The organism is Photobacterium sagamiensis, from assembly GCF_050337085.1.
Taxonomy (GTDB): domain Bacteria; phylum Pseudomonadota; class Gammaproteobacteria; order Enterobacterales; family Vibrionaceae; genus Photobacterium; species Photobacterium sagamiensis.
Map to the genome: position 1 here is coordinate 1 of NZ_JAKJSP010000077.1, position 25,529 is coordinate 25,529.

Annotated in this window: 18 protein-coding genes; 7 read left to right on the forward strand and 11 right to left on the reverse strand. The window is 46.2% G+C overall.

Features of this window, described 5'->3' with window-relative positions:
• Window positions 1-641: 641 nt before the first annotated feature.
• Window positions 642-1,022, forward strand: a complete 381-nt coding sequence (locus L4D76_RS26475; RefSeq protein ID WP_428443848.1) for a PilZ domain-containing protein — start codon at window positions 642-644, stop codon at window positions 1,020-1,022.
• Window positions 1,023-1,038: 16 nt separating this feature from the next.
• The gene (locus L4D76_RS26480; protein WP_428443849.1) at window positions 1,039-2,031 is read left to right on the forward strand and encodes a peptidoglycan DD-metalloendopeptidase family protein; all 993 of its coding nucleotides are present in this window, start codon (window positions 1,039-1,041) and stop codon (window positions 2,029-2,031) included.
• Between the two features lie 105 nt (window positions 2,032-2,136).
• On the opposite strand, the gene radA is transcribed toward L4D76_RS26480, so the two are convergent.
• Window positions 2,137-3,519, reverse strand: coding sequence for a DNA repair protein RadA (radA, locus tag L4D76_RS26485; RefSeq protein ID WP_428443850.1), 1,383 nt, complete (start codon window positions 3,517-3,519; stop codon window positions 2,137-2,139).
• A gap of 152 nt (window positions 3,520-3,671) precedes the next feature.
• On the opposite strand from radA, the gene L4D76_RS26490 reads away from it, so the two are divergent.
• From L4D76_RS26490 to L4D76_RS26500, 3 genes are all read left to right on the forward strand, one after another.
• Window positions 3,672-6,017 carry a PilZ domain-containing protein gene (locus tag L4D76_RS26490; protein WP_428443851.1) on the forward strand — a complete coding sequence of 782 codons (2,346 nt, stop codon included), beginning with the start codon at window positions 3,672-3,674 and terminating at the stop codon, window positions 6,015-6,017.
• Window positions 6,018-6,516: 499 nt separating this feature from the next.
• Window positions 6,517-7,623, forward strand: a complete 1,107-nt coding sequence (locus L4D76_RS26495; protein ID WP_428443852.1) for a substrate-binding domain-containing protein — start codon at window positions 6,517-6,519, stop codon at window positions 7,621-7,623.
• An 18-nt stretch (window positions 7,624-7,641) separates the two neighbouring features.
• Window positions 7,642-10,266 carry a LuxQ periplasmic sensor domain-containing protein gene (locus L4D76_RS26500; protein ID WP_428443853.1) on the forward strand — a complete coding sequence of 875 codons (2,625 nt, stop codon included), beginning with the start codon at window positions 7,642-7,644 and terminating at the stop codon, window positions 10,264-10,266.
• Window positions 10,267-10,323: 57 nt separating this feature from the next.
• Here L4D76_RS26500 and serB read toward each other — a convergent pair whose 3' ends face one another.
• Window positions 10,324-11,289: a phosphoserine phosphatase gene (gene serB / locus L4D76_RS26505; RefSeq protein ID WP_428443854.1), complete on the reverse strand. Its 966-nt coding sequence runs from the start codon at window positions 11,287-11,289 to the stop codon at window positions 10,324-10,326.
• 280 nt (window positions 11,290-11,569) lie between these two features.
• Between serB and L4D76_RS26510 the strand changes: the two genes are divergently transcribed.
• On the forward strand, window positions 11,570-12,184 hold the full coding sequence (locus L4D76_RS26510; protein ID WP_428443855.1) for a YtjB family periplasmic protein: 615 nt from the start codon (window positions 11,570-11,572) through the stop codon (window positions 12,182-12,184).
• Between the two features lie 145 nt (window positions 12,185-12,329).
• Here the strand turns inward: L4D76_RS26510 and deoD are convergent, their stop codons facing one another.
• From deoD to prfC, 9 genes are all read right to left on the reverse strand, one after another.
• On the reverse strand, window positions 12,330-13,049 hold the full coding sequence (deoD, locus tag L4D76_RS26515) for a purine-nucleoside phosphorylase (RefSeq protein ID WP_107284892.1): 720 nt from the start codon (window positions 13,047-13,049) through the stop codon (window positions 12,330-12,332).
• Between the two features lie 28 nt (window positions 13,050-13,077).
• The gene (locus tag L4D76_RS26520; protein WP_428443856.1) at window positions 13,078-14,298 is read right to left on the reverse strand and encodes a phosphopentomutase; all 1,221 of its coding nucleotides are present in this window, start codon (window positions 14,296-14,298) and stop codon (window positions 13,078-13,080) included.
• A gap of 10 nt (window positions 14,299-14,308) precedes the next feature.
• Window positions 14,309-15,640: a thymidine phosphorylase gene (deoA, locus tag L4D76_RS26525; protein ID WP_428443857.1), complete on the reverse strand. Its 1,332-nt coding sequence runs from the start codon at window positions 15,638-15,640 to the stop codon at window positions 14,309-14,311.
• A 199-nt stretch (window positions 15,641-15,839) separates the two neighbouring features.
• A complete protein-coding gene (gene deoC, locus L4D76_RS26530) occupies window positions 15,840-16,613 on the reverse strand; it encodes a deoxyribose-phosphate aldolase (RefSeq protein ID WP_428443858.1) in 774 nt (257 codons plus the stop codon).
• 452 nt (window positions 16,614-17,065) lie between these two features.
• Window positions 17,066-17,239: a XapX domain-containing protein gene (locus L4D76_RS26535; protein ID WP_428443859.1), complete on the reverse strand. Its 174-nt coding sequence runs from the start codon at window positions 17,237-17,239 to the stop codon at window positions 17,066-17,068.
• A gap of 264 nt (window positions 17,240-17,503) precedes the next feature.
• Window positions 17,504-18,769, reverse strand: coding sequence for a NupC/NupG family nucleoside CNT transporter (locus L4D76_RS26540; RefSeq protein ID WP_428443860.1), 1,266 nt, complete (start codon window positions 18,767-18,769; stop codon window positions 17,504-17,506).
• A gap of 222 nt (window positions 18,770-18,991) precedes the next feature.
• Entirely contained in the window at window positions 18,992-19,780 is a 789-nt protein-coding gene (locus L4D76_RS26545; protein WP_428443861.1) for a TatD family hydrolase, read from the reverse strand.
• A 107-nt stretch (window positions 19,781-19,887) separates the two neighbouring features.
• Window positions 19,888-21,966, reverse strand: coding sequence for a glycogen debranching protein GlgX (gene glgX, locus L4D76_RS26550; RefSeq protein ID WP_428443862.1), 2,079 nt, complete (start codon window positions 21,964-21,966; stop codon window positions 19,888-19,890).
• Between the two features lie 201 nt (window positions 21,967-22,167).
• Window positions 22,168-23,757, reverse strand: a complete 1,590-nt coding sequence (gene prfC / locus L4D76_RS26555; protein ID WP_428443863.1) for a peptide chain release factor 3 — start codon at window positions 23,755-23,757, stop codon at window positions 22,168-22,170.
• 386 nt (window positions 23,758-24,143) lie between these two features.
• On the opposite strand from prfC, the gene L4D76_RS26560 reads away from it, so the two are divergent.
• Window positions 24,144-25,529: retention module-containing protein (locus L4D76_RS26560; protein WP_428443864.1), on the forward strand; the 1,386-nt coding region annotated here is incomplete at its 3' end.

Sequence of the window (25,529 nt, forward strand, 5' to 3'; positions counted from 1 at the left end):
CGTCTACGAATAGTCGCAACTCCAGCTTGATTCAAGCCTTGTTCGATAAGAGCAGGATCGAGAACATCAGCAAGACTTTGAAAGTCAGTACGGCTGTTAAGGGAAACGGAGGCAAGAGCATCTGAAAGTTGCATAAAAAAATCCGGAATCATTAACTGATTCCGGATTATGTCAGCCTCATAGGATCGTTCAACTGATCCTTAACTGATCGGCATTATGCCAATGCAGCCCTTTTTTTGTTCACACCTGATCTCACGCCAAATTCAATAAAAACCTGTTTGACAAAATACAGGGTTATACCCAAGTGACCTCAAGATGCAGGATTCAGAGTGAGCTCAGCGAGTTCAATTCAAGGAAAATGAGCACAGGAATGGTTGTCCCTTTCAAGCTCATTTGACGCAGAAGTGGACTCGCTGACTCACTCCCAAAGGGCGAGTTTTATTGACTTCTATGCTGCGTTGCTGATTTTTGACGTAGAACCACTATGTCTTCAAATCAGCGCCTTACCTAGAAGCCAATAAATTCTCGCTGAAACGAGCATCTTGAGGTTACTTGGGTATATATGGTTTTGTGATCCTATCACTAGAGAAAAACCTCGTTTATACGTACACTTATACGATAATCATTAAAATAAGATCACTATGACTGAACGTCGTCAATTCATACGCATCCTCTACCAATCACCCGCTACGTTGCGTCAGGCAGAAGGTGAATGGCAAACTGGTGTCCGTGATTTATCATTAAAAGGGATATTGCTTACCTGCCCGCCTGACTGGCAGCCCAGCGCCGATCCCCAGTACACGGTCAACTTTTGCTTACATGAATGCGACATTGAACTGACGATGGAAACTCAGTTGGTCAGTTATTGTAGCGATTATTTGCGGATGAAAATACGCCACCTTGATATTGACAGTGCCAGCCACTTAAAACGCCTTGTCGAACTAAACGTCGGAACTGATGAACTATTACATCGCGAACTGGAACAACTGACAGATTTAGAAAATCACCTTAACAAGCAGTAGAAGTTAACCAATCATCATGTCCAACAGTCTTTGCATCTCGGTATCAGATCACCGAGGAACATCCCATTATCTGATCAACCACTATAAAAAACGCTATATTGCCCTTTTTCTTTTCACACTATCCGCTATTTTAATCGGTGGCAGTTACAGCATTTACGCACTTTACCAGCAAACTATTTTTTCATCCTCCCAGCTAAATCAGCTGAATGTAGAAACAGAACAACTCACGGAATCGCTGTCTGAAGAGAGCGCAACCAACCAGGCGCTGATTCAGCAACTGGAAGATAAAAAAGCAGCCCTGGCACTGCTGGCCCAGCGTATTGATGATGTTGAAACCATCTTAGGGCTACAAAATGAAAACGGCGAAGATGTGACCTTAGAACAGCGCATCGACAGTGCCGCAATCAGCTCTGCGGTAAGAGGGACGTTATTTCGCCTGATCCCTAATGGCAGCCCGACCCCGAGTATTCGGATGTCATCAGGCTTTGGCACCCGGATACACCCCGTAACCGGAAAAAGAAAACGTCATCGAGGGCTCGATTTTGCGGCCAACACAGGCACACCTATTTATGCCCCTGCTGACGGGGTCGTTGAAGCCGTCAGGCCAAGTAATAAAGGCTCGGGTAACTTCATTAAGCTCAACCACTCATTAGGCTTTGCGACCACTTATTCGCACATGAGTAAATTCAAAATCAAAAGAGGCCAGTTTGTACGTAAAGGGGATTTACTTGGCATGTCTGGCAACACCGGGCTATCAACCGGTCCGCATTTACATTATGAAATTCGTTTTTTAGGCCGCGCCCTTAATCCGCGATCATTTGTGACCTGGACGCCCGAAAATTTTGACTCGTTGTTTGAAAAAGAAAAAACTGTTCAATGGGCAGCACTGCTTGAGATGATCAGTAACGTTGTCTCTATGCAGGTGCAGTTAACCCATGTTCCAGAACGGCTCTCCCCCATAAAGACAGCCAGTACTCAGACGATATCAACCGATAAGCAGAAGCTGTAGGATTATACCAATTCCAACAAGCCGGACGACAATAAAAAAGCGAGAGCCGATGCTCTCGCTTTTTTGTTTGGGTTAATTTCAATCACAATAATTTACAGATGCTTGTTACAGAGCAACACGCTCAAATGCCTCCAGGGCTTCCTGCAAGTCTTCGACCGGAATAACCTCGACACCGTTCATCTTGCGACTGGCATTTGCTTTCGGCACAATCACCCGGGTAAAACCTTGTTTAGCCGCTTCACGGATCCGCTCTATCCCATTTGCTGCCGGACGAATATCCGCATTCAGGCCGATTTCACCAAAGACTAAAACATCTTGCGGGATCGGTGCATTCTTAAAGCTCGAATAAATTGAAAGTAGCACGGCCAGATCGGCAGAGGTCTCCTCAATCTTAATACCGCCCACACAGTTAACGAAAATATCCATGTCTGACAGCATTACCCCGCCATGGCGGGCCAGCACCGCAATCGACATCGCCAAACGGTTGGTATCATAACCAACGGATAACCGACGCGGATTCTCTGTCACCGAGTTATTACACAGCGCTTGGATTTCCACCAGCAACGGTCTGGTTCCTTCCCACAAGGTCGTACAGGCTGATCCGGCGTGATTTTTATTCGAACGGCTAAGGAATATTGCCGATGGGTTTTTCACCTGTTTCATGCCGTGTTCTGTCATGGCAAAAAAACAAGATTCCGAATCTGCACCAAATCGGTTCTTGGAGGTACGCAATACCCTGAACTTCTCATCAGAGGTTGACGATAAGGCAAACAAACCATCCACAATGTGGATCAGCTGCATGGGTCCGGCCACATTCGAGTCTTTATTAATGTGGCCGACAATCACGAAGGTTACCCCTTCGGTTTTAGCAAAACGTGTTAACGCCGCCGCCGATTCTTTTACCTGGCTTGGGCTGCCGGCTGCCGAATCGGAGTGTGCCACTGTCATTGTCTGAATAGAGTCAATAATGACAAACTCTACTTTTTGCTGAACAACGTGATTTAACACCTGCTCCACCGAGGTTTCAGCAACCACACTGATTTTATCGAGGTTTGGTGTTCCAAGACGCTTGGCACGTTGTGAAATTTGATGAACAGACTCTTCACCTGATACATACAGAGCCGATTTTCCTGCTGCAACAGCGCCAATACTCTGTAGTAATAAGGTTGATTTACCGGCACCCGGATCACCACATAGCAATAGTACCGATCCCGGTACAATTCCGCCGCCTAAGACGCGATCGAACTCACCGATCCCCGAACTAAAACGAGGCATATCTTTGTTTTCAATTTCAGACAGTTTTTGAATTTTCGTCGCGGCACCAGCATAACTGCTGGTTACACTTGCGGCACCTACTCCGGCTTTAGTTTTCGGAACCGTAAACTCTGTAATTGTATTCCAGGCAGCACAAGCACTGCACTGCCCCTGCCAACGGGGAAAATCTGCGCCACACTCACTACACACATAAGCGCGCTTTGTTTTTGCCATCTTGCATCCTAATTTATCGATCAACCACGCACTATTTTCAAAAAGAATATTTAAACATCGTTTTTAGCAGATTAAACCCAATACACACTAAAGTTTTGCTGCAAAATGCAGATAATAAACCACGGGGTAATGTATCAGAAAAAAGCATATTGATGGATGACTATAACGGACTAATCGAACAACTTCTTCCCGTTTATGACAGTGAAGATTTTAATGAAGTCTTCCAGTTGTTGACTCTGGACGAAACCGGGCCAACTCGCCTGAAAATCAAGTTTGAACTTAATCGCATAATGGCTCCGTGCCAGAAGATTATTGATCTTCGCGGACGAGTAAAGGGGGAATGCCGCCCATACGATTTGCATGGCCTCACCCACTGGCTTGATGACGTTGCCATAAATACCTATCACAGGCGTATTAAAGTCTATGGCGGGAGATATCGTACTGGCCTGTATGAAGCCTTAACCAATACCCGTAATAATTTTCGAGTACTCCACCAGCAAGGAAAGCTTAACCCGCAAAATCCTCAACAGTCGGCACGCGATACCCAATTTGATGCCACGCTCATTCGCTTTGGCCATTACCTGACCCGCGAGGAAAATCGTCTGCAAATTGCCACTCAGGTAAATCTGAGTCTGCCACTCGGTCAGAGCGTTCATGGCGTGACATCTGATCTCTCTTATTCTGGCGCTAAATTCAAAGTACCGTCAGCATTTAAGTACAATTTAGGTCAGACAATCATTGCGCGTTTCCCTTTACTGGCTGAAGAATACAACGATTCCCGCCTGAATAAAGGAACGGAATACCGAATTTTAGGTATCGATAGCAACAAAGACAACGATAGCTTTAAATGGCTGCGGCTGATCGCATTAGATGACAATCTTGCGATAAGAGAAGCCATTGATCGCAGCCAAAAAACAACCAACAATCGCACCCGAAATAATCACGAAGATAAAATCATCCAGGCCCGCACCAAAGGCTATGAACATTGCTTTCTGAAGCATACTTCCAGCATGCCGCTGTTTTTTTCCGGTACTGAACTGAAGTACTGCCTGCTCACAGAGCAGAACCACAATATATGGAAAGACTGGCACGACGAACGTAATCAGCCCGTACTCAATCATTTGCTGTCAAAAGAACGTATGGCGAGCCTGGGCAAAACCGGACTCAAGCAATGCAGTACCCTGATCTACAGCTTTAATCTTGAACATGAGCAGAAAACCTTCTTTTATTCCGCAGCGCTACCGGAAATGAGTCAGGAGCAGCGTCAGCTATTTTGGCAGATGGGTGCCTCACGCAAGAGCTGGCGAGTTACCCGTTTAACGGTGTATCCGTTAAAAACCGAAGATCTCAAACGCCTTCATGATATCGCAGAAGACAGGGTTGAACAGTTTCAAGATCTGACACATATTGGCGTATTGCAAGACTTAACCAATAGCCAGGCCCAGCATGACTACCGCTTGACTGCCAAACCTAAGCTACCGGCAAAAACCTTGGGGCAATTCCGACATCAGCGAAATCCAATCTGTCAGGCCAAAGGCATTTTCTTCGATCCGAAACCGCAACGAAGCGAATCCCGGTTTATCTATCAGACTCCTGTCGAGCTTCACCATCCTAAAATGGGAACTGTCGCCGGAGTGACTGTCGACTTTTCCAGTAGAGGGCTGCACCTGACTCTGGCTGAACCATTTCAGACCAAAAAAGACGATAAAGTCACAGTTAAATTCACTCAGTTACAAAAGCTTGATAAAAACGCTCCATTGGGAAATATGCCTTATCGCATCGTCCGGGTTAGCCCTGATTGCCGTAGTATTCAGCTAATGACAGGTAGCGGAGAAGAGGCACTAAAGGGCGAGCATTTTTTGCGCCGTCTGATCAAGCACAACGAAGCTAAGCTGAAGTTAGCACAAGAGAACTTGCCTACAGGGGAGCTCCTGCTGGCGATGCATCAAATGCTGTTAACACGTTTGAACTGCGTGCCTTATTTTGCCGAAAAGCGAGAGCATAAAGTCACTATCAAGGCGATTGGCAGTAATTTCCCATTACCTACGTTACCAAAGTTGTTCAACCAACTAGCCGGCGGAAATCATTTCACACTGCATCCTGTCTTTAAAAATCGGGTAAATCGGATGCTGGCTGAAACCATGCGCCCGGTTGAAATTCGCCAACCATTTATCCATGAGTTGTATCTTTGGGTACAGCGCCAGGGCGACACTATTCAACATATCGAAAGTAAACTATTAGATGAGTTTGATGATGCCGAGCAACGCATTGGCTTTATCAAAAAAGCGCGACGACACGGGGAGTTTATCGCTATTCGTGTAACCGCGGTGCCGGTCTTAAATCCAATGACGGCATTGATCCGTGAAGAACTCGGTCAGTTAGCTCGCCTTACCATGCACCGTGCCCGCGCACTGGAAATGGAATTCACCTCGTTAATTGGCTGTGGCGAGATATTTAATATTACCGATGAAGTCTTAGTCAGGCTCGAAATTAACTAATACAAGGGCCTGTTTATCTTTCAACATTGCAGCTGTAAAGACTAAAAAAGTCTTCAGACAAGGCACGAAGAGAGAGGTTTAGTTACTCTAAATGAGCTCTGAGTAACGCAGTATGAAGCTTTTTTAGCCTTTACCCGAAGGGCTGGGGCTATTTTTCCATCTAACTGCGTTGTCAGATATTTAAGTAGGGCAACTACATGGCATATCTTCCGTCTTGTTAGCTGAAAAAATAGTCTCCAGCAGCAATTATGCTGAAAGATAAACAGGCCCTAATATCCCCAAACTCCTTCAAGATGCATGAGCATTGTATCTTGAAGTGATTTGGATATAACAGAGACCATCCAAAAGGTGACCTTCATCATCCGCCTTAACATTTTTCCATTCTGCAGCAGTTAGATCTCTAATAAATCGGACATTTTCGCTGAAATAGTCTATTTTTTTTGATGTGCATGTCTAATTTCCCAGCACACCAATATGGATTAAGGATGAACTGTTAGTTATGGACAACTTGCTGATCAAACTCAATTTTGTGCTCGTCATTGGCTTTTTTTCAAGCCTCGTACCGGCTGCTGACCCCCTGCATGATTATTGGGGATTAAGCGAGTACCTAACCACCCATCCCGAGCAAATACCATTGTCCATAGCATTTTCTGCTCAAGTTCAGCTACCAGCACACCCGACAATATTTCGAGCTAAGCAGCCATTAAAAGTAGCTATTGTCTTCCCTGCTGAGCAAGTGTCCGATTATTGGCGCAGGAATATATTGGCATTTGAGTCCAGGATGACAGAGCTTGCCATTCCTTACCAACTGGAGCCGTTTTTTACCAAGCCATCATTAGAGCCGAGAGAACAAAGCCGGAATTTGTTTGAGGCGTTAAAGTCCGATCCCGATTATCTGATTTTTACCCTAGATACCCTGCGCCATAAAAAATTTATCGAGCGTGTTGTCAGTAAGGGGCGACCTAAAATTATCCTGCAAAATATCACGACGCCCTTAAAGGCGTGGCAGGATAAACAGCCTTTTTTTTATGTCGGCTTTGATCATGCAACAGGCAGCTGGATGTTAGCGGATTACTACAAAGCCGCGTTCCCCCGAAGCGCTGATTATGGCATGTTGTATTTTTCCAAGGGCTACGTAAGTGCTGCACGGGGCGACACCTTTATTGATGCCATGCAAAGCGCCGAAGCCATTAAACTTAAAACCTCGTACTACACCAAAGCGAACCGTGAGTCAGCCTATCAGGCCGCCCTGTCGACATTACGTGAATACCCGAATTTAGACTTTTTTTATGCTTGTTCAACCGATGTTGCCCTTGGTGCCGTTGACGCGATAAAACAGCTGGGACTGCAAAATAAGGTACGGGTTAACGGCTGGGGCGGCGGCTCTGCTGAACTTGAAGCTATTGAAAATGCTGACTTAGATGTAACCGTCATGCGAATGAACGATGATACCGGTGTCGCTATGGCTGAGGCTATTAAGCTTGATCAGCAAAGCAGACCTGTACCACTGGTTTATTCCGGTGAGCTGGTGCTGGTCACCAAAGGGATCAGCAAAGGGCGACTCAATACCTTAAAACACCGTGCTTTTCGTTATTCCGACCAATAACGAAGTCAGGTGATTATGATGGCAAAACACCAAGAAAAACCTCTCTCGCATATTATCTTAAGACTGTTGCTGGCTAGCTTCTCCGTCGTCTTCCTTGCTCTTATGGTGCTAAATTTTCAGTCTGGGTACCAGGCAGTAAAACGGGAAACCCAGCACCATTTCGAGCAAATTGATCACTTGTTACACGCGGTATTGGGCTTTCAGCTTGGCGCGCTACGTTATGGCCAGGATACCAGTGTTGTTGAGTTAGCTATTCACCAGCGCCTTGAAAAACAAGATGCCAGTGAGTTAGACAGTTACTTTTCAGGGCTTGATGAAAATACCCCTGAAAGTAGCCCTGACTTTCGATTTATAGCCATGGATCACACGGTGATCTGGAATGACAGCAACAGCCTTTCTCTCGGCCTAGGTGTACCTGAATTAAACCGACTGATTGCAGAGCGCCTGCCGGAAAACGGCTGGCACCTTCGTTCTGTTACAACCGTATTGGGTGAGAACCAGATCCTCCTTCGTAAGGCACCTGTTATTTTGCCTGAATCGGGCAAAGTTGCGGCAGCACTGTACGTGGCCGTGGTACTGAATGACAACGCTACGTTGGTGCAAAAGATGCGGCAGGCCAGTGGCAGCAAAGCACTGATGATCACTTATAACGGGCAGGTTTTAGCGTCATCGATCAGGTCGGATGACCCGGACTATTTAACCATGTACCGTTATATTACCCAATCTGCTCCGGAAACGTCAGAAAGCGATTATTTGCATAAAATCCCGGTTCAGCTTAAAGAGAATATAAGTGGGCTTTCCTTTGTCATCCTGCACAGTAACAACAATATCGTTACGCTGAAATCCCAATATTTACAAAGTGCAATGATTGGGGCTGCCCTGATCATCATTCTGGCAATTTCGGTTGTTTATTTTTTCCGTCGAAGTACGTTAGCCCCGCTAAATCAACTGGTTAATTATGCGCGAAATGCCACCATGCGGCACAATCTCCAGCCTTATAATATTGGCAATATCAGCGAATTTAACCGTATAGGCAAAGCCTTTGAGAAAACCCTGGTTCAGCTTAGCGAGAAAGAGCGTTCATTATATGATTTGTTCAGCTTTGCGTTTTCCCCCATTCTTGTTTGGGATACCGATTTAACGCTTCAACACATAAATCCGGCAGCAAAGAAATGCCTTGGTTTTCATATTAAGAAGTCCCATTCTCTAAATTATTTTGAACAGTTTGAACGCGATGCCGCTGTGTATTTACAGCAAGCTGTTGCCGGCAATATTGTTGAGGATATTGTTCTCAGTACAAGGCAAGGCCGTTCATTTGCATGGAATATGGCACCGGTAATAGTCAACGGTAAGACGACTGCTGTTATCGCCCAAGGGCTTGATATCACTGTGATAAAACAGGCCGAGGAAGACAGTCATAATGCTCGCCTGGCCGCTGAAGAGGCAAACCGGGCAAAATCTGCCTTTTTGGCCACCATGAGCCATGAAATACGCACCCCGCTCAATGGTATTTTGGGGATGGCACAAATCATCCAGAAAACGCTGACCGACCATGAACAGCAACAACAGATGAAAGTGCTCTATGAGAGTGGTAACCACTTACTGACATTACTTAGTGATATTCTTGATTTTTCAAAAATTGAACAGGGTAAGCTGGAGTTAAATAAAGTTGATTTTCAGCTAGACGATATCATCCGCTCAATTTCTGTTATTTATCAGTCTTTGTGTCATCAGAAAGGGTTAACCCTTGAGGTTTGCAACACAGTTGACACACCACTTCACCTGTTCGCTGATGATGCCAGAATTCGTCAGATCCTGTTTAACTTGCTGAGTAATGCGGTGAAGTTTACTCACTCAGGCACGGTAAAATTAACACTCGAACTCACTGGTGAAAATGACCAAATAGTCAACCTGCGGCTAATTGTTTCCGATACCGGGATCGGTGTTCGAAAAGAGAGGATCGACAAATTATTTGAACCCTTTGTTCAGGCAGAAAATTCGACCACACGGGGATATGGAGGCTCCGGGTTAGGCTTGTCCATTGTGAAGAAACTGGTTGAACTTATGGACGGAGAGATATCCGTAGAAAGTACTATTGGCACGGGAACCGTTTTTGAGGTGCAGTTAGCCTTGGACAAATCGCATCCGGCAGTACAGCCTGAGCCGGGCGATAACCTGTACACGGTAAAGATTGAAGGGCTCGATATTTTAGTCGTTGAAGATAATAAAATTAATGCTCTGGTCGCGAAGACTTTTTGTGAAAAGCAAGGCCATCATGTGCAATGCGTTCAAAACGGACAACAGGCCGTAGAGCTGGTCAAAAAACAAGACTTTGACCTGATCCTCATGGATAACCATATGCCAGTGATGGATGGTATTGAAGCCACTAAACTGATCCGCAATGACTTAAATCGAAAAACCGTTATTTTTGCCTTTACTGCTGATGCATTTCAACAGACCCACGATGATTTTATTGCTGCCGGTGCTAACGCAGTGCTGACTAAACCACTAAAAGAGGAATCCCTTTTACAAGCCCTGCAGCAAAACCATAAAGAGTTGCTAAAACGTAAATATCAGCAGGGTGCCGTTGAGTCAGATAACACGATTTCCCCTGCTCACCACGTACTGCCTGAATTGGACTGAAAAGAAAAAAGAGCCTTACTGCTCTTTTTCTTATTAATCCGGATAAAAAAATAGTATCTACCAGCTTATACCTTGTGGTAACAGGGATGCTGACAGAATACACATCACCCCACCAAGATCAGCATGGCGAATAGCTGTCGGTGCTGCAGCATCCACTTTCGGCTTGGCATGATAAGCAATACCTAATCCCGCCGCCGCCAGCATCACCAAATCATTCGCCCCATCACCGACGGCAACCGTATTATGCAGTGGTATATCGTATTGTTCAGCCAGCTCACGCAGAATATCTGCTTTCACCTGTGCATCAACAACATCACCCACGACCTGCCCAGTCAGCTTGCCATCGACAATTCCCAAGGTGTTTGACTGGGTATGCACCAAATCCAGTTCATCTTCCAGATAATCTGAAAAATAGGTAAAGCCACCGGAGGCAATGGCCACTTTCCAGCCATACTGATGCAATGTCGCCACCAGCTCTCGCAGTTCCGGCATCAATGGCAAGGTTGAACGCACCGATTCTAAAATGGACTCGTCGGCTCCCTTCAGGGCCGCGACACGTTGGCGCAGGCTCTGTTCAAAATCTAATTCACCTTGCATAGCACGCTCAGTCACCGCTGCAACCTGCTCGCCGACACCCGCGAGCGTCGCAATTTCGTCAATACATTCAATCGAAATGGCGGTCGAGTCCATATCCATTACAACCAAACCCGGTTCAGAAAGATCCGGTAGCTCAGAAGTTCGGGCAAAATCAAGTTGCTGCTGGATCACGGCGGCGGCTAAATCATCAGACAGCTCGTTGAGGATCAATAACGCGTCATAAGATCCGACTTTCCATGCTGCAACAACACTGAGTTCTTCACCCGCCTGCTGACTCATCTCTTCAATATGCTGACGAGTTATATTACGACCGTATAACAGCCAACTGGCATGCTTCTTATCGATATTAGAGCTTGCAACCGTTTCAGGAAAACGTTGCTGTAATGAGGAATGTTTTTTTACTGTAAGCACTCTTTGCGCATCCATGTTCATGCTATCCATTTAATTCAAAAGCGGCCTGGGTGTAATAATTGATGTTTCCAGCTTTTACCCCCACGCAACTCTTTACTTCTACCATCAAAGTACCCTATTGCAATTTGTCAGGGCAAGCCCCAATATGGCAATCGTTTATTTTTTGCCGTGTAGAATATACCCAAACCTCCTCAAGGATCGAGATTCAGAGCTGAACTCTGCATCTTTAGGTGGTTTGGAGATATAAGGTATTCTATCCTTGTTCTACAAGGCTAATTGCTGATTTATGTTGGTTATGATGAAACTCAAGAAGACACGATTACAGCGCGCATGGCAACTTTTTGTCTTAATCATCTGTATAGGTGGTTTGATTACCATGCTGGAATATGGCTCAGAACTCAATATCCGTAACTACCAGATGCTGAGTGAGCAAACCCAGTCGTTATCACGTATGGTAGTGCGCCAAGCTGCAGAGACGGCAGAAAAAGACGTATTAGAAAATAATCAGGACAAACTTCAGGTTCTGGTGCAGCAGATCTCTCAAGAGTCGCTGATCCTTGATGCCAGTATCTATAACCTGGAAGGGATCACTTTAGCGAAAACTGAAGACGCGATGCCTTTGGAGCAGGTGACAGGCCTAGCGACGCCATTATCGGTCGCCAGTTTCGGTCGCCAGCAAATTGTCGAGCCTATCTTATCGGATAAACATGTCATTGGATTTATTCGTATTACTCTGGAACATGGCAAGCTCGTTGAAAATGCCAATAGCCAGCTCGAAGATATGACCAATATCGTCAGAGGCTTAGTACTGGCAGCGTTATTTATTGGCTTCTTACTGGCTTATACCTTTGGTCGCCGCAAAGATATCTGGCATTTCCCATTCTTACTAACGGCAAATGCGAAGGATTAGGGTAAGTGACTAGATTCGAGTAGAGAGTAACTCGTATCTAGTAACTCGTATCTAGTAACTCGTATCTCGATACTCAACACCAAGACATAAAAAAAGACGACCGCATGGTCGTCTTTTTTAGATCTGGTGTTACTGTCGATAACGCTTATTCAGCGTCGCCCAGCAGAACAGATTCCAGTGCGATTTCCATCATGTCGTTGAACGTTAGCTGACGCTCTTCAGACGTTGTCGCTTCACCACGTAAAATGTGGTCTGAAACCGTACAGATAGTCAGTGCTTTAGCACCGAACTCAGCTGCTAAACCGTAAATACCCGCCGCTTCCATCTCAACACCCACGATGCCGTACTTCTTCATTGTTTGGAAGAAATCAAAATCTGGGTTGTAGAACAGATCTGCTGAGAAGATGTTACCAACTTTAACGTCGATACCTTTTGCTTTCGCCGCTTCTACTGCGTTTTGCACCATGCCGTAATCAGCCAGTGCTGCAAAATCGTGGTCGCCAAAACGGATACGGTTTACTTTAGAGTCCGTAGAGGCACCCATGCCGATCACTACATCACGCAGATTCACATCATCACGTACAGCGCCACAGCTACCAACACGAATGATCTTCTTCACACCGAAGTCTTTGATCAGTTCAGTCGCATAGATAGAGCAAGACGGGATACCCATACCATGGCCCATCACTGAGATTTTACGGCCTTTATAAGTACCGGTAAAACCAAGCATGCTACGTACGTTACAGACTTCTTTAATATCTTCTAAGAACGTTTCTGCAATGTATTTTGCACGTAACGGATCACCCGGCATCAGAACGACGTCAGCGAAATCACCCATTTCAGCATTAATATGTGGAGTTGCCATAATTGTTTCCTTATTTAGCTAAACTGTTTTATAAGAAAGACTTACCATATTCCATATCAGAAGTACCGAAGTATTCAGCAAGGCTCTGACCGATATCTGCAAATGTTTCACGACGACCTAATGAACCGGCCTTAATTTTAGGACCCGTTACCAATACAGGGATGTGCTCGCGCGTGTGATCAGTACCTTCCCACGTTGGATCACAACCGTGGTCTGCAGTAAGAATTAGCACATCGTCTTCTTGTAGCAATTCAAGAATTTCAGGTAGTCGCTTGTCAAAATACTCCAACGCAGCCGCATAACCGGCAACGTCACGACGGTGGCCATATGCTGAGTCAAAATCAACAAAGTTGGTGAATACCAAGCTATTGTTACCCGCCTGTTTGATTTGCTCTAGTGTTGCATCAAACAGTGCAGGGATACCTGTTGCTTTTACTTTTTTCGAGATACCGCAGTCAGCGTAGATATCAGAAATCTTACCGATAGCAATAACGTCACCGCCTTTCTCGTCGACCAGCTTCTGCAACAATGTTGTTGCAGGTGGCTCAACAGAAAGATCACGACGGTTACCTGTACGCTCGAACTGGCCTTTGCCTGCACCGATGAACGGACGGGAGATAACACGACCGATATTGTACTCTTCAAGTTCTTCGCGAACGATTTGGCAAAGCGTCATCAGGTTGTCCAAACCATACGTCTCTTCATGGCAGGCAATCTGGAATACAGAATCTGCAGAAGTATAGAAGATAGGTTTGCCGGTCTGCATGTGTTCTTCACCCAAGTCATCCAGAACCTGAGTACCCGAGGCATGGCAGTTACCAAGGTAACCCGGAAGATTCGCACGCTTAACGATGCTGTCTAGCAGCGCTTGCGGGAAGCTGTTTGTGTGCTCTGTAAAGTAGCCCCATTCAAACAATACCGGTACACCAGCCATTTCCCAGTGACCCGACGGGGTGTCTTTACCAGAAGACAGCTCTTTCGCGTGGCCATAAGCGCCGGTGATTTCAGCATTGGCATCCAGGCCTTCAGGGAAGTAACCCGAAGATTCTTCACCCGCTTTACCCAAACCTAATTTGTTTAAGTTAGGTAGGTGAAGGGGACCACTACGCTCACCGTTGTCAGCTTCGCCACGTGCACAAGCTTGTGCAATATGACCCATGGTGTTTGAACCCACATCGCCGAAATCAACGGCATCTTCTGTCGCACCGATACCGAAAGAATCGAGCACAAGGATAATTGAACGTTTCATTTTGACTCCATTAAACATCTTCTGGGCGAACGCGACGGTAAACCTCAGGGGTAGGCTCTGGCTTCTGGTCAGCAATTGTAATGTTGCTACGAACTGCCTTAGCCGTTTCTTCCCATTGTGCTTCAGTTCGAGCGTGGATCACGGCCAGAGGGGTATCAGCATTCACTGCATCGCCCAGGCGGATCATATCGCTTAGACCTACAGCGTAGTCGATAGTGTCGCTAGCAACACGGCGACCACCGCCCATGCCAACAACCGCCATACCCAGACCACGAGTATCCATTGAGTAAGCAAAACCAGTGGTCTCAGCAAACACAGGCTTCGCGATTTCAGCTTTTTCCAGGTAGTTGTCGTAGTTTTCCACGAAGTCTACCGGGCCACCAAGACCTGCAACCATTTTACCGAAGCACTCTGCCGCTTTACCGTTATCCAGTACCGCCTGCAGTTTCTCTCGCGCCTGCTCCACATCAGTAGCCAAGCCACTGTTTACCAGCATTTCGGCACACAGTGCCATGGTCACTTCAAATAAGCGAGGATTACGGTACTCACCGGTCATAAATTGAACGGCTTCACGCACTTCCAGTGCATTACCAGCAGTCGAAGCCAATACCTGGTTCATATCCGTCAGCAGTGCCGTCGTCTTAGTACCGGCGCCGTTTGCTACGGCAACAATAGATTTTGCTAATTCTTCAGATGTTTCATAGGTTGGCATAAACGCGCCAGAACCGACTTTCACATCCATCACTAGCGAGCCCAGGCCTGCCGCTAATTTTTTCGACAGAATTGAGGCTGTAATAAGAGAAATATTATCAACAGTCGCTGTAACATCACGCGTTGCGTATACACGCTTGTCAGCCGGCGCTAAATCGCCCGTCTGACCAATGATTGCAACACCCGCATCTTTGGTCACCTGACCAAACACTTCATTTGAAGGGGTAATGTTATAGCCTGGAATTGATTCCAGTTTATCAAGTGTACCGCCAGTGTGACCCAGGCCACGACCTGAGATCATCGGTACATAACCGCCGCATGCCGCCACCATAGGGCCAAGCATCAGAGAGGTCACATCACCTACACCACCGGTAGAGTGTTTATCGACAATTGGGCCATCAAAGTTCATGTGGTCCCAGTCAATCACCATGCCTGAATCTCGCATTGCACAGGTCAGTGCTACACGCTCATCCATGGTCATATCATTAAAATAAATTGCCATTGCAAATGCTGCAATCTGGCCTTCAGAAACAGTCTCTTTCGCAATACCCTGAATGAAGAAGTTAATTTCATCAGCAGTTAGAACAATGTTGTCGCGCTTTTTTCTAATAATTTCTTGTGGTAAATACATGATATTTCCCAATCTGGTGTTATTCGTAGGATAGATAACTATTCGATTGTTTTTGAATGAGAAATATCAGTTATTTCCCATATTTCGTCATCATCGAGATGCACGAGTCCACACAAGCTATTGCGTAATGGCAGGAACAATGAATAGTTGCAGGTAAAACTAAATAAGGTGGCAACGATGCCACCTTATGGATTCAGACTTAGTAGCCGCCTTCAGCCGCTTTTTCGCCTTCACCTAGTGTGTTCAGCAGGTTAGCCAGCAGGCTGGATGCACCAAAACGGTAGTGCATGTTGTCGGCCCAGTCACCGCCATGAATGCGGTCTGCCATAGCAAGGAATGCTTGTGCATCTTCAGCTGTACGAACGCCACCAGCTGGTTTAAAACCAACGGTTTTCTCAACGCCCATGTCTTTAATCACAGTTAGCATGATTTCAGCAGCTTCTGGAGTTGCGTTAACTGGCACTTTACCTGTAGACGTTTTGATAAAGTCAGCACCTGCTTTAATACAGATTTCAGAGGCTTTCTTGATTAGTTCTGCTGTTTTAAGCTCACCCGTTTCGATGATAACTTTTAGCAGAATATCGCCACATGCTGCTTTACACTGCTTAACCAGTTCAAAGCCAACTTCTTCGTTACCCGCCATCAGGGCGCGGTAAGGGAAAACAACATCAACTTCGTCTGCACCGTAAGCGACAGCCGCTTTAGTTTCAGCGACTGCAATTGCAATATCGTCGTTACCGTGAGGGAAGTTTGTAACCGTTGCAATACGGACTTCAGGTGTACCCTGCTCACGCAGTTGCTTCTTAGCAACAGGAATAAAACGTGGGTAGATACATACTGCTGCGGTGTTACCTACGGCTGTTTTAGCGTTCTTACACAGTTCGATCACTTTTGCATCAGTGTCGTCATCGTTCAGAGTTGTAAGATCCATTAATTTAAGTGCACGTAGTGCAGCAGCTTTTAAATCGCTCATGACTATCTCCAGTCCAGTTATTTTCTACCAAGCTTATAGAAACTGTTCCATACGCTCGACGATAAGTCTTTTTTCCAAACCGCCAAACGGCCCGCCTACAGCGAACAGTTAGATGAGCGGACTTGGTTCCTTGAAGACTCAGGTAAACAACGCGAGATTGCATTACCTGATTGATATCCTTTTCACCGCGCGAGACGCTCAGAACTCTCAGCTCTTAACACAGAGACCGGAGAAAGAGCGCCTTGCTAGTTTGTGCTGTCCAGTAAAATCGTGACAGCAGTCCCATCACGATGGGGGAATACTGAAACAGCAATTGTCAGTTTATGATGGCGCTCACCAATAATAGCAATGTCTGATGAGTGTCACCACCAAAGTCGTGTTTCCGTACGTGGACAATATGTTTACATTCATAACAGGCATTAAGGTACTAATAAGTAATAATTTAAAGCCTGTTAACCAGTCATAATTTTCTCAAGAATCCAATGATAAGCCACCCCACCGGCATAGACACCTACAATTCCCATCACTCCCGGCAATACCGGAGGAGCAGGGATGGGTAATTTGATCGCCGAAAACAACACACCGACGATAAATCCCGCTAAGATTGCCAGTAATACTTCACTCATAAACCTATCACTCTGTCTTTCAGTTCATATTTATGAGTGTAGCTTGCAGTCCAAGAGGTGCCGCTTGAATCAATGGAATGATGCTAGCAAAAGAAAATTGCAGAAAGCGGAGCGCAATCGATTTTATGAGTTAAATAACACCTTCCACCCTGCGTTATTACGAAATCTGTTGAAAAAAGCTCTACTAAAATCCAGCTCAAAAAAAAAACGCCACAGCTAAGCTGTGGCGTTTTATATTGTTGCTCTTACTGAACGAGTCAGTAATTACAGCGCGTTGATAGTCACGAATAGACCAGCAATCGTTGCAGACATTAGGTTAGATAATGTACCTGCTGCTACCGCTTTCATGCCGAAGCGAGCGATGTCGTGACGACGGCTTGGCGCCAAACCACCCAGACCACCCAGTAGGATTGCTACTGAAGACAGGTTAGCAAAGCCACACAATGCGAATGAGATAATTGCCTTAGTCTTATCAGACAGAACAACTTCAGCGCCTTCAGCTAGGTAAGGGGCAAAGTTCAGGTAAGCAACAAATTCGTTCACAATCAGTTTCTGACCGATGAAAGAACCTGCGATGGTTGCTTCTTCCCATGGCACACCGATTAGGAATGCAAGTGGAGAGAAAACATAACCAAGGATCAGTTCCAGTGTCAGTTCAGGCATACCGAACCAACCACCAATACCACCCATGATACCGTTCACTAGCGCAATCAGGCCGATGAAGGCTAGTAGCATTGCACCAACGTTCAGTGCCAGTTGCATACCAGAAGACGCACCGGCAGCAGCTGCGTCGATAACGTTCGCTGGTTTGTCAGCGTCGTCTTCATCACCACCAGCTAGTTGCTCGATTGGCGTTTCAGTTTCAGGTTTGATGATCTTAGCAAACAGCAGACCACCAGGTGCAGCCATGAATGATGCTGCGATTAGGTATTCCAGAGGCACGCCCATAGAAGCATAACCCGCTAGTACACCACCGGCAACAGAAGCAAGGCCACCACACATTACTGCGAACAACTCAGATTGAGTCATTTTTGGTACGAACGGACGGATAAGCAGTGGAGCTTCCGTTTGACCAACGAAAATGTTAGCTGTCGCAGACATGGATTCCGCACGAGAAGTGCCCAGTAATTTTTGTAGACCACCACCAAGACCATTGATGACAATCTGCATAATGCCCAGGTAGTAAAGCACACTGATCAATGCAGAGAAGAATACGATAACAGGTAGTACGCGCAGGGCGAATACGAAACCGCCGCCACCGAATACTTCAAACATCTTATCTGACGTCAAACCGCCAAATAGGAAGTTAATACCGTCATTACCGTAACCAATTACATTGGCAACAGCTTGAGACGCGCCATAAAGCACATCGCGGCCTACAGGTACATAAAGAACAAATGCACCTAATAAAAATTGGATGGCAAATGCACCACCAACAGTACGTAAATTAATAGCTTTACGGTTATCTGATAGCAGAACTGCTAGGCTTAGCAGTACTACGATCCCAACCAGGCTCATAAACACGTTCATAGTTTATGGCTTCCCTTTTAGTAGTTAAGTTTGGCGTCTCGACAATTTGGCTCATTAAGAGTCCAGCGAATTATACTCATGCGGAGACAGATAAAGTAATGCGAACATCACACTTTCCAAGGAAAGGAGATGAGAGTTTAGCGCTAATCGTGAGCAAGATCACGATCACCCGGACAACTCGCGCAACCGTTTAGCGCAACCGTTCAGATAATGAGAACCAGATCACAAATCAATATGAAAAAGTTCAGCTGTAGTTAAGGTTGTCACCTCTTCTATCTGCCGCTCCGATTCCATTCGTATTTCGGTTAAAGCTCGCAAAATGTTGCATAGCCTGTCAGGCCGGTTAGGTTCACCCTGAAAGCCGGCAACGGGCATATCCGGAGCATCAGTCTCCAGCATAAGCTCTGCCAATGGCAGACCGGCTATAGTATGGCGTGTTTTATTCGCCCGATCATAGGTAATCGTTCCACCGACTCCAATTTTGATACCTAGATCAATAAGTTGCTTGGCTTGTTGAATGCTGCCGCTAAAACCATGATACACGCCGCCAGAAATCGGCGGGTTTTGCCTCAGAACCACCATCATCTCGGTAAAAGCTTTTCGGCAGTGTAAAATTACGGGTAATCTCATGCGGTTCGCTAACACGATCTGCTCTTTAAGCTGTTCGATTTGCAGTTCTTTATTAACATCTGCAATGGCAAAGTCTAGTCCGCATTCACCGACAGCAACGCATTTTTTCTTTTCATCACCTTCAGTGACAGTGCTTAATCGCGAAGCCAGATTAAAGATAGCGGTATCACTATGCTCGTGGCTAAAAAAGGGATGCAGGCCCAAAGCATAATAGAGGTTGGGATACTGCAGGCTAAGTTGCTCAACAAGCGCCCAGTTACGTTCCCCTACCGAAGGGATCACAATAACCTCCACTCCGGCACGGCGAGCCAACTCAAGATAATATGCAGGATCATCTGAGAATGGCGGGAAATCAAAATGACAATGGCTATCTATTAGCATGAAAAATTAATTATTATCATGTGGTTGAGATCGTATTTAACCACACCTTGTTTCAACCATTTCCACATTTTCTTCCCCCCCCTTCTCATCTTGTAAGATTAATCGACCTATATTAGTTTCGCTATCATCACCACCATAGTACGGCCTTTTACCAATATGGTCTGATAAGGATAAGCAGGCACTTCATCAATCGCATAAATATCTCGCGGGCTGCTTTCAGCCGTATTAATCAGTACATGCCAGCCAGTTAACTCCCGCTCCGGCAATGTGAATTCAAGCGGATCCCAATACGCATTACAAATCACATAGATCTCATCTTTAGTAATAGGATGGTTGACGGTCAGAGCAAGCGAATGGGAATGTTCTGACCAGTCTGGTTGATGAGGCTTAAGGCCATGCCAGCAAATATCGACACTTTCCAATGCCGAGCTCAGTGACAAATGCATATTCCTCTCAATGGTTGGCTTTGCACGGCGGAATTGGCTGAGCAGTTTTACAAACCGCAACAAATCGGCATGCTTATCAACTAACCGCCAGTCAAACCAGCTTATCTCGTTATTCTGACAATACGCATTGTTATTACCCTTCTGGGTTCGCCGGACTTCATCCCCCATGCTGATCATCGGCGTACCCAGCGATAGAAACAGTGTTGCCAGCATGTTTTTGCACTGACGATGGCGCAGGATCTCAATCTCAGTAAAATCGGTTGGCCCTTCAACCCCATAATTACAGGACACATTGTGATTATCTCCGTCCCGGTTGTTTTCTCCGTTAGCCAGATTATGTTTCTGGTTGTAGCTCACTAAATCATTGAGGGTAAAACCATCATGGGCACAGATAAAATTCACAGAACGATGGGACGAATGATGGCGGCTGCCATAGATATCGGGCGAGCCCAGCATACGGGATGAAAAGCGGGTGACACTACCACTGTCACCCCGCCAGAAAGCCCGAACATCATCTCGGTATTTACCGTTCCATTCATTCCAGCGGTCACCGATAAAGGAACCTACCTGGTACAAACCAGCCGCATCCCAGGCTTCCGCAATAATTTTAGTTCCACTTAAAATGGGATCGGAATCAATTGACCACAATAGCGGCGGCTCTTTCATCGGTACTCCCCGACTGTCACGAGCCAGAACTGAAGCGAGGTCAAAACGGAAACCATCAACGCGCATTTCGGTCACCCAATAATGCAGCGCATCAATGATCATCCGCCGTAATACACTGTGATTGGCATTACAAGTATTACCGCAACCACTATAATTCGCGTATGAACCATCTTTCCGGTTGATCAGGTAATAGGCTCCATTCTGTAACCCTTTAAAACAGAATGTCGGCCCCCCCTCGCCCCCTTCTGCGGTATGGTTAAACACCACATCAAGTATGACTTCAATACCGGCCTTATGCAGCTCTCTGACCAGCTCTTTAAATTCATTAATGGCACTCAGCGGTTGTTTTCCAACACTGTAATCGGTATGCACGGCAAAAAAATTAATCGGGCTGTAACCCCAGTAGTTCTCTTGCTCCTGCGGCGCATCAGACACATCAAACTGCTGCACCGGCATCAACTCAACGGCCGTGACCCCTAAGGATTTTAGATAGGGGATTTTATCGATAATGCCCGCGAAAGTACCTCGATGTTCTTCCGTTATGCCAGAAGACAGATGCCGGGTGAATCCCCCCACATGCATTTCATAAATCAAGGTATCAGTCAGCGAATGGCGGGGAGACTCGCTTTGCTGCCAGTCAAAGACCCGGTGATCGACGACTATACTTTTCATGCAGGCATCCATATTAGAGCCCGGTTCGATAGCTCGCTGCCTGTTGTTATGATCACTAAAGCAAATAGCGTGGCTGTATGGATCTATCAGTACTTTGTCTTTATCAAAACGCAGGCCTTTTTCAGGTGACCACGGGCCATCAACCTGAAAGCCATAAATCTGACCATGACCGATATTGGTAATGAAGATAAACCAGTAATGGCCGCGCTTGTGAATCGATGGCTTGAGTACAAATGAGAGGGAAGGACTATCGGAATTACGGTCAGCAAACAGGTGCAGGGTAACTTGAGTGGCATCTTTGGAATACAAGCTGAAATTGACTCCCGTCTCTTTTACGGAAGTACCTAATGGTGAAGGAGCCCCTACCCCGGAATATATTTCACGGCTCTGCGCAACGTCCATCGTCGACTCCCTGACAATTAATACCAATCACACCAAACAATACTAGCTGGGCATGTTATGCAACCGCTGGAGTATACACCCAAACTACCTCAAGATGCGAGATTCAGCATCTCGAGGTGGTTGGGTATAGCAATAATCATCTTTTAACAAACAAAAAAACCGCCACAAATGTGACGGCTGATTCGTTTTCACTATTAACTATTAGTGTTCACGTGTTGCACGGAAATCGATGTCAGGAAAACGTTCTTTCGCCAGATTCAGGTTCACCATCGTTGGCGCAACATAACTCAGGTTGTTGCCACCATCCAATGCCAGGTTCATCTGGCTTTTGCGTTTAAACTCTTCGAGTTTCTTCGCATCATCACATTCAACCCAACGTGCAGTCGCAACGTTTACGCCTTCGTAGATGGCTTCAACGTTATATTCTGCCTTCAGGCGAGCAACAACCACATCAAACTGAAGCACACCTACCGCACCAACGATCAAGTCATTGTTCTGCAACGGACGGAAAACCTGTACCGCGCCTTCTTCCGAAAGCTGAACCAGGCCCTTAAGCAGCTGCTTTTGCTTCAGTGGATCTTTAAGGCGGATACGACGGAACAGTTCTGGCGCGAAGTTAGGAATACCTGCAAACTTGAGCTGTTCACCTTGGGTAAACGTATCACCAATCTGAATCGTACCGTGGTTATGCAGACCGATAATATCACCGGCATACGCTTTATCAGCACGAGTACGATCACCGGCCATGAAGGTTACAGCATCAGAAATACTCACATTTTTACCGATACGGACATGGTTCATTTTCATGCCCTGGTTATAAGTACCCGATACAATTCGCATGAACGCAATACGGTCACGGTGCTTAGGATCCATGTTGGCCTGGATCTTAAATACGAAACCAGAGAACTTCTCTTCTGTCGCTTCGACGTCACGCTCATTGGCCTGACGAGGTAATGGCGTAGGTGCCCACTCAGTCAAACCCTCCAGCATATGGTCAACACCGAAGTTACCCAGGGCGGTACCAAAGAATACTGGTGTTAATTCACCGCTGAGAAACAATTCACGATCAAATTCATGTGATGCACCAAGCACCAGCTCTAATTCTTCACGAACTTGTTCCGCTAAATAATCACCTACCGCAGCATTCAGCTCAGGATTATCCAATCCTTTAATAATACGCTGCTCTTGAATAGTGTGACCCTGACCCGTTGCGTATAAAATCACTTCATCACGGTGAATATGGTAAACACCTTTGAACTCTTTACCGCATCCAATTGGCCATGATATTGGTGCACATGCAATGTTCAGCTCGCTCTCAACTTCATCAAGCAGCTCCATCGGATCACGAATATCACGGTCTAGTTTGTTCATGAAGGTAACGATCGGCGTATCACGCAGACGGGTAACTTCCATTAACTTACGGGTACGATCCTCGACACCTTTAGCCGCATCAATAACCATCAGGCATGAATCGACCGCAGTCAGAGTACGATAAGTATCTTCCGAGAAATCTTCGTGTCCCGGGGTATCCAGCAGGTTTACCAGGCAATCATTGTACGGGAACTGCATTACCGAGGTGGTTACCGAGATACCACGCTCTTTTTCCATTTCCATCCAGTCTGATTTTGCGTGCTGGTTAGAGCCTCGACCTTTTACAGTACCGGCTTTCTGGATCGCGTTTCCGAATAACAATACTTTTTCAGTAATTGTTGTTTTACCCGCATCCGGGTGAGAAATGATAGCAAAAGTTCGTCTTTTAGAGACTTCGCTTTGAAATTCAGTTAGTGACATTACAGTATTCTTTATATGTAAAAGCCGATCTCTGTTGATACGATCAAATCTCATACAGCAACAGAAAGAGAAAAAGAAGGATGAACCCAATTAGGGCTATTCTCGCTGATTTCGACCAGATAAACAATCAAGCCCAGTGACAATACCCATTTTCACCGCCTTCTCCACTCAAAAAACGACCAAAAAACAATCACCCATAACTAATGACCTAAACGTCAAAAATCAGACGCGCACCGAGATCTCCATTCCAATTATTTGACATAATTGTTATTATCTTGCTGTTTGCTCGTTGTAATCACCGGGATTTCAATTCACCGCGCAAATATAAAAACAAAAACATCTAACTATAAAAACATCAATAACATATCAGGGTAGAGATCGAGGCTATGGAATCATATATCACGACACAATCAGGACGTATTACCGCTATAAAAGGAAGTGCCGTTGCTGAATTCAATAATGCCCGACATCCTCTGACCGTTGATGATGTGATCCCAGATGGGGCCACTCTGCTTTTCGATAATGGCACTGAGATTGCCATCGCTCAGCAAGATGGTTCCGTACTCAATATCGGTAACGAACAATCCGTTCCCGATACTTCAGCTGAAGCATTGTTCAATGACGAAATTGCAGCAATTCAATCCCTGATTGCATCCGGTGACGATCCGACGCTTTCACTTCCGGAAACGGCAGCGGGTAATCAAACGAGTAACACCGGTGGGTTCGATTTCGTTGAAGTAGAACGTCAGGCCGAAGAAACAATAGCGAATGCAGACTATTCAACCTCTGCTGTAAGAGAAGATGGCGCTCTATTGCTAGATGAAGAACGTGATGAAGAAAGCGCTGTAATTGATGATTCTGTCTCAGACAGTGACAGTAATACTCAACCTGAAGCGAATAACGTCAGCGTCACCACCGAGGAAGACACCCCGGTCAGCGGCCAGCTAACAGCCACCGATGTCGACGGCGATACCCTGAGCTTCGCGAAAGGCACCGAGCCCACTAATGGCAGTGTCACCGTCAATACCGACGGCACCTGGACCTACACCCCGAATACCGACTACAACGGCAGCGACAGCTTCACCGTGGTGGTCAGCGACGGCAACGGCGGCACAGATACGATAACTGTAAGTGTTGGTGTGACGCCGGTCAATGACGGCCCTGTCGCTGTTGCAGATACAGCCACAGTTGCTGAAGATGGCTCAGTCGCACTCGACCTGCTGAAAAACGACACTGACCTCGATGGCGACAAGCTATCGGTCAAGTCAATCAACAATGTTGAACTGACTGGCGAAGCCCAGACTATCGCGGTGGCTAACGGTGTGGTGAAAGTGACTGCAGAGGGCGCGATCAGCTTCGAGCCAGCGGAGAACTTCAACGGCGACATTAACTTCGATTATGTCATGACCGATGGTCAGGCTAACGATAGTGCAACAGTAAAAGTAACGGTTAGTTCCGAAGCTGATAAAGCGGTGGTGACTCCAAACGAAGACGGTGCCGACGCGGGCGCGGTGCAAGAAGATGCCACCCTGAGCACAGGCGGCAAACTGAACGTGGAAGATCCAGACACAGGCGAAGCGGTGTTCGTTGAGCAGACCAAAGTGGCCGATGGCGACTACGGTACCTTCAGCATCGATGACCAGGGGAACTGGACCTACGAGCTGAACAACAACCACGGAGTTGTGCAGGCGCTGGACAGCAATAGCGCTCCAGTGACGCGCACCATCACGGTGGCAACCGCCGACGGCACCACTCACGAAGTGAAAGTGACC

Bases quoted from the DNA above. Each gene is read 5' to 3' on its own strand.
- L4D76_RS26480 (WP_428443849.1), top strand. From the start codon at position 1,039: ATGTCCAACAGTCTTTGCATCTCGGTATCAGATCACCGAGGAACATCC.
- deoC (WP_428443858.1), bottom strand. From the start codon at position 16,613: ATGAGCGATTTAAAAGCTGCTGCACTACGTGCACTTAAATTAATGGAT.
- L4D76_RS26490 (WP_428443851.1), top strand. From the start codon at position 3,672: ATGGATGACTATAACGGACTAATCGAACAACTTCTTCCCGTTTATGAC.
- deoA (WP_428443857.1), bottom strand. From the start codon at position 15,640: ATGTATTTACCACAAGAAATTATTAGAAAAAAGCGCGACAACATTGTT.
- deoD (WP_107284892.1), bottom strand. From the start codon at position 13,049: ATGGCAACTCCACATATTAATGCTGAAATGGGTGATTTCGCTGACGTC.
- glgX (WP_428443862.1), bottom strand. From the start codon at position 21,966: ATGGACGTTGCGCAGAGCCGTGAAATATATTCCGGGGTAGGGGCTCCT.
- radA (WP_428443850.1), bottom strand. From the start codon at position 3,519: ATGGCAAAAACAAAGCGCGCTTATGTGTGTAGTGAGTGTGGCGCAGAT.
- L4D76_RS26475 (WP_428443848.1), top strand. From the start codon at position 642: ATGACTGAACGTCGTCAATTCATACGCATCCTCTACCAATCACCCGCT.
- L4D76_RS26540 (WP_428443860.1), bottom strand. From the start codon at position 18,769: ATGAACGTGTTTATGAGCCTGGTTGGGATCGTAGTACTGCTAAGCCTA.
- L4D76_RS26495 (WP_428443852.1), top strand. From the start codon at position 6,517: ATGGACAACTTGCTGATCAAACTCAATTTTGTGCTCGTCATTGGCTTT.
- L4D76_RS26500 (WP_428443853.1), top strand. From the start codon at position 7,642: ATGGCAAAACACCAAGAAAAACCTCTCTCGCATATTATCTTAAGACTG.
- L4D76_RS26520 (WP_428443856.1), bottom strand. From the start codon at position 14,298: ATGAAACGTTCAATTATCCTTGTGCTCGATTCTTTCGGTATCGGTGCG.
- serB (WP_428443854.1), bottom strand. From the start codon at position 11,289: ATGGATGCGCAAAGAGTGCTTACAGTAAAAAAACATTCCTCATTACAG.
- L4D76_RS26545 (WP_428443861.1), bottom strand. From the start codon at position 19,780: ATGCTAATAGATAGCCATTGTCATTTTGATTTCCCGCCATTCTCAGAT.
- L4D76_RS26510 (WP_428443855.1), top strand. From the start codon at position 11,570: ATGATGAAACTCAAGAAGACACGATTACAGCGCGCATGGCAACTTTTT.
- prfC (WP_428443863.1), bottom strand. From the start codon at position 23,757: ATGTCACTAACTGAATTTCAAAGCGAAGTCTCTAAAAGACGAACTTTT.
- L4D76_RS26535 (WP_428443859.1), bottom strand. From the start codon at position 17,239: ATGAGTGAAGTATTACTGGCAATCTTAGCGGGATTTATCGTCGGTGTG.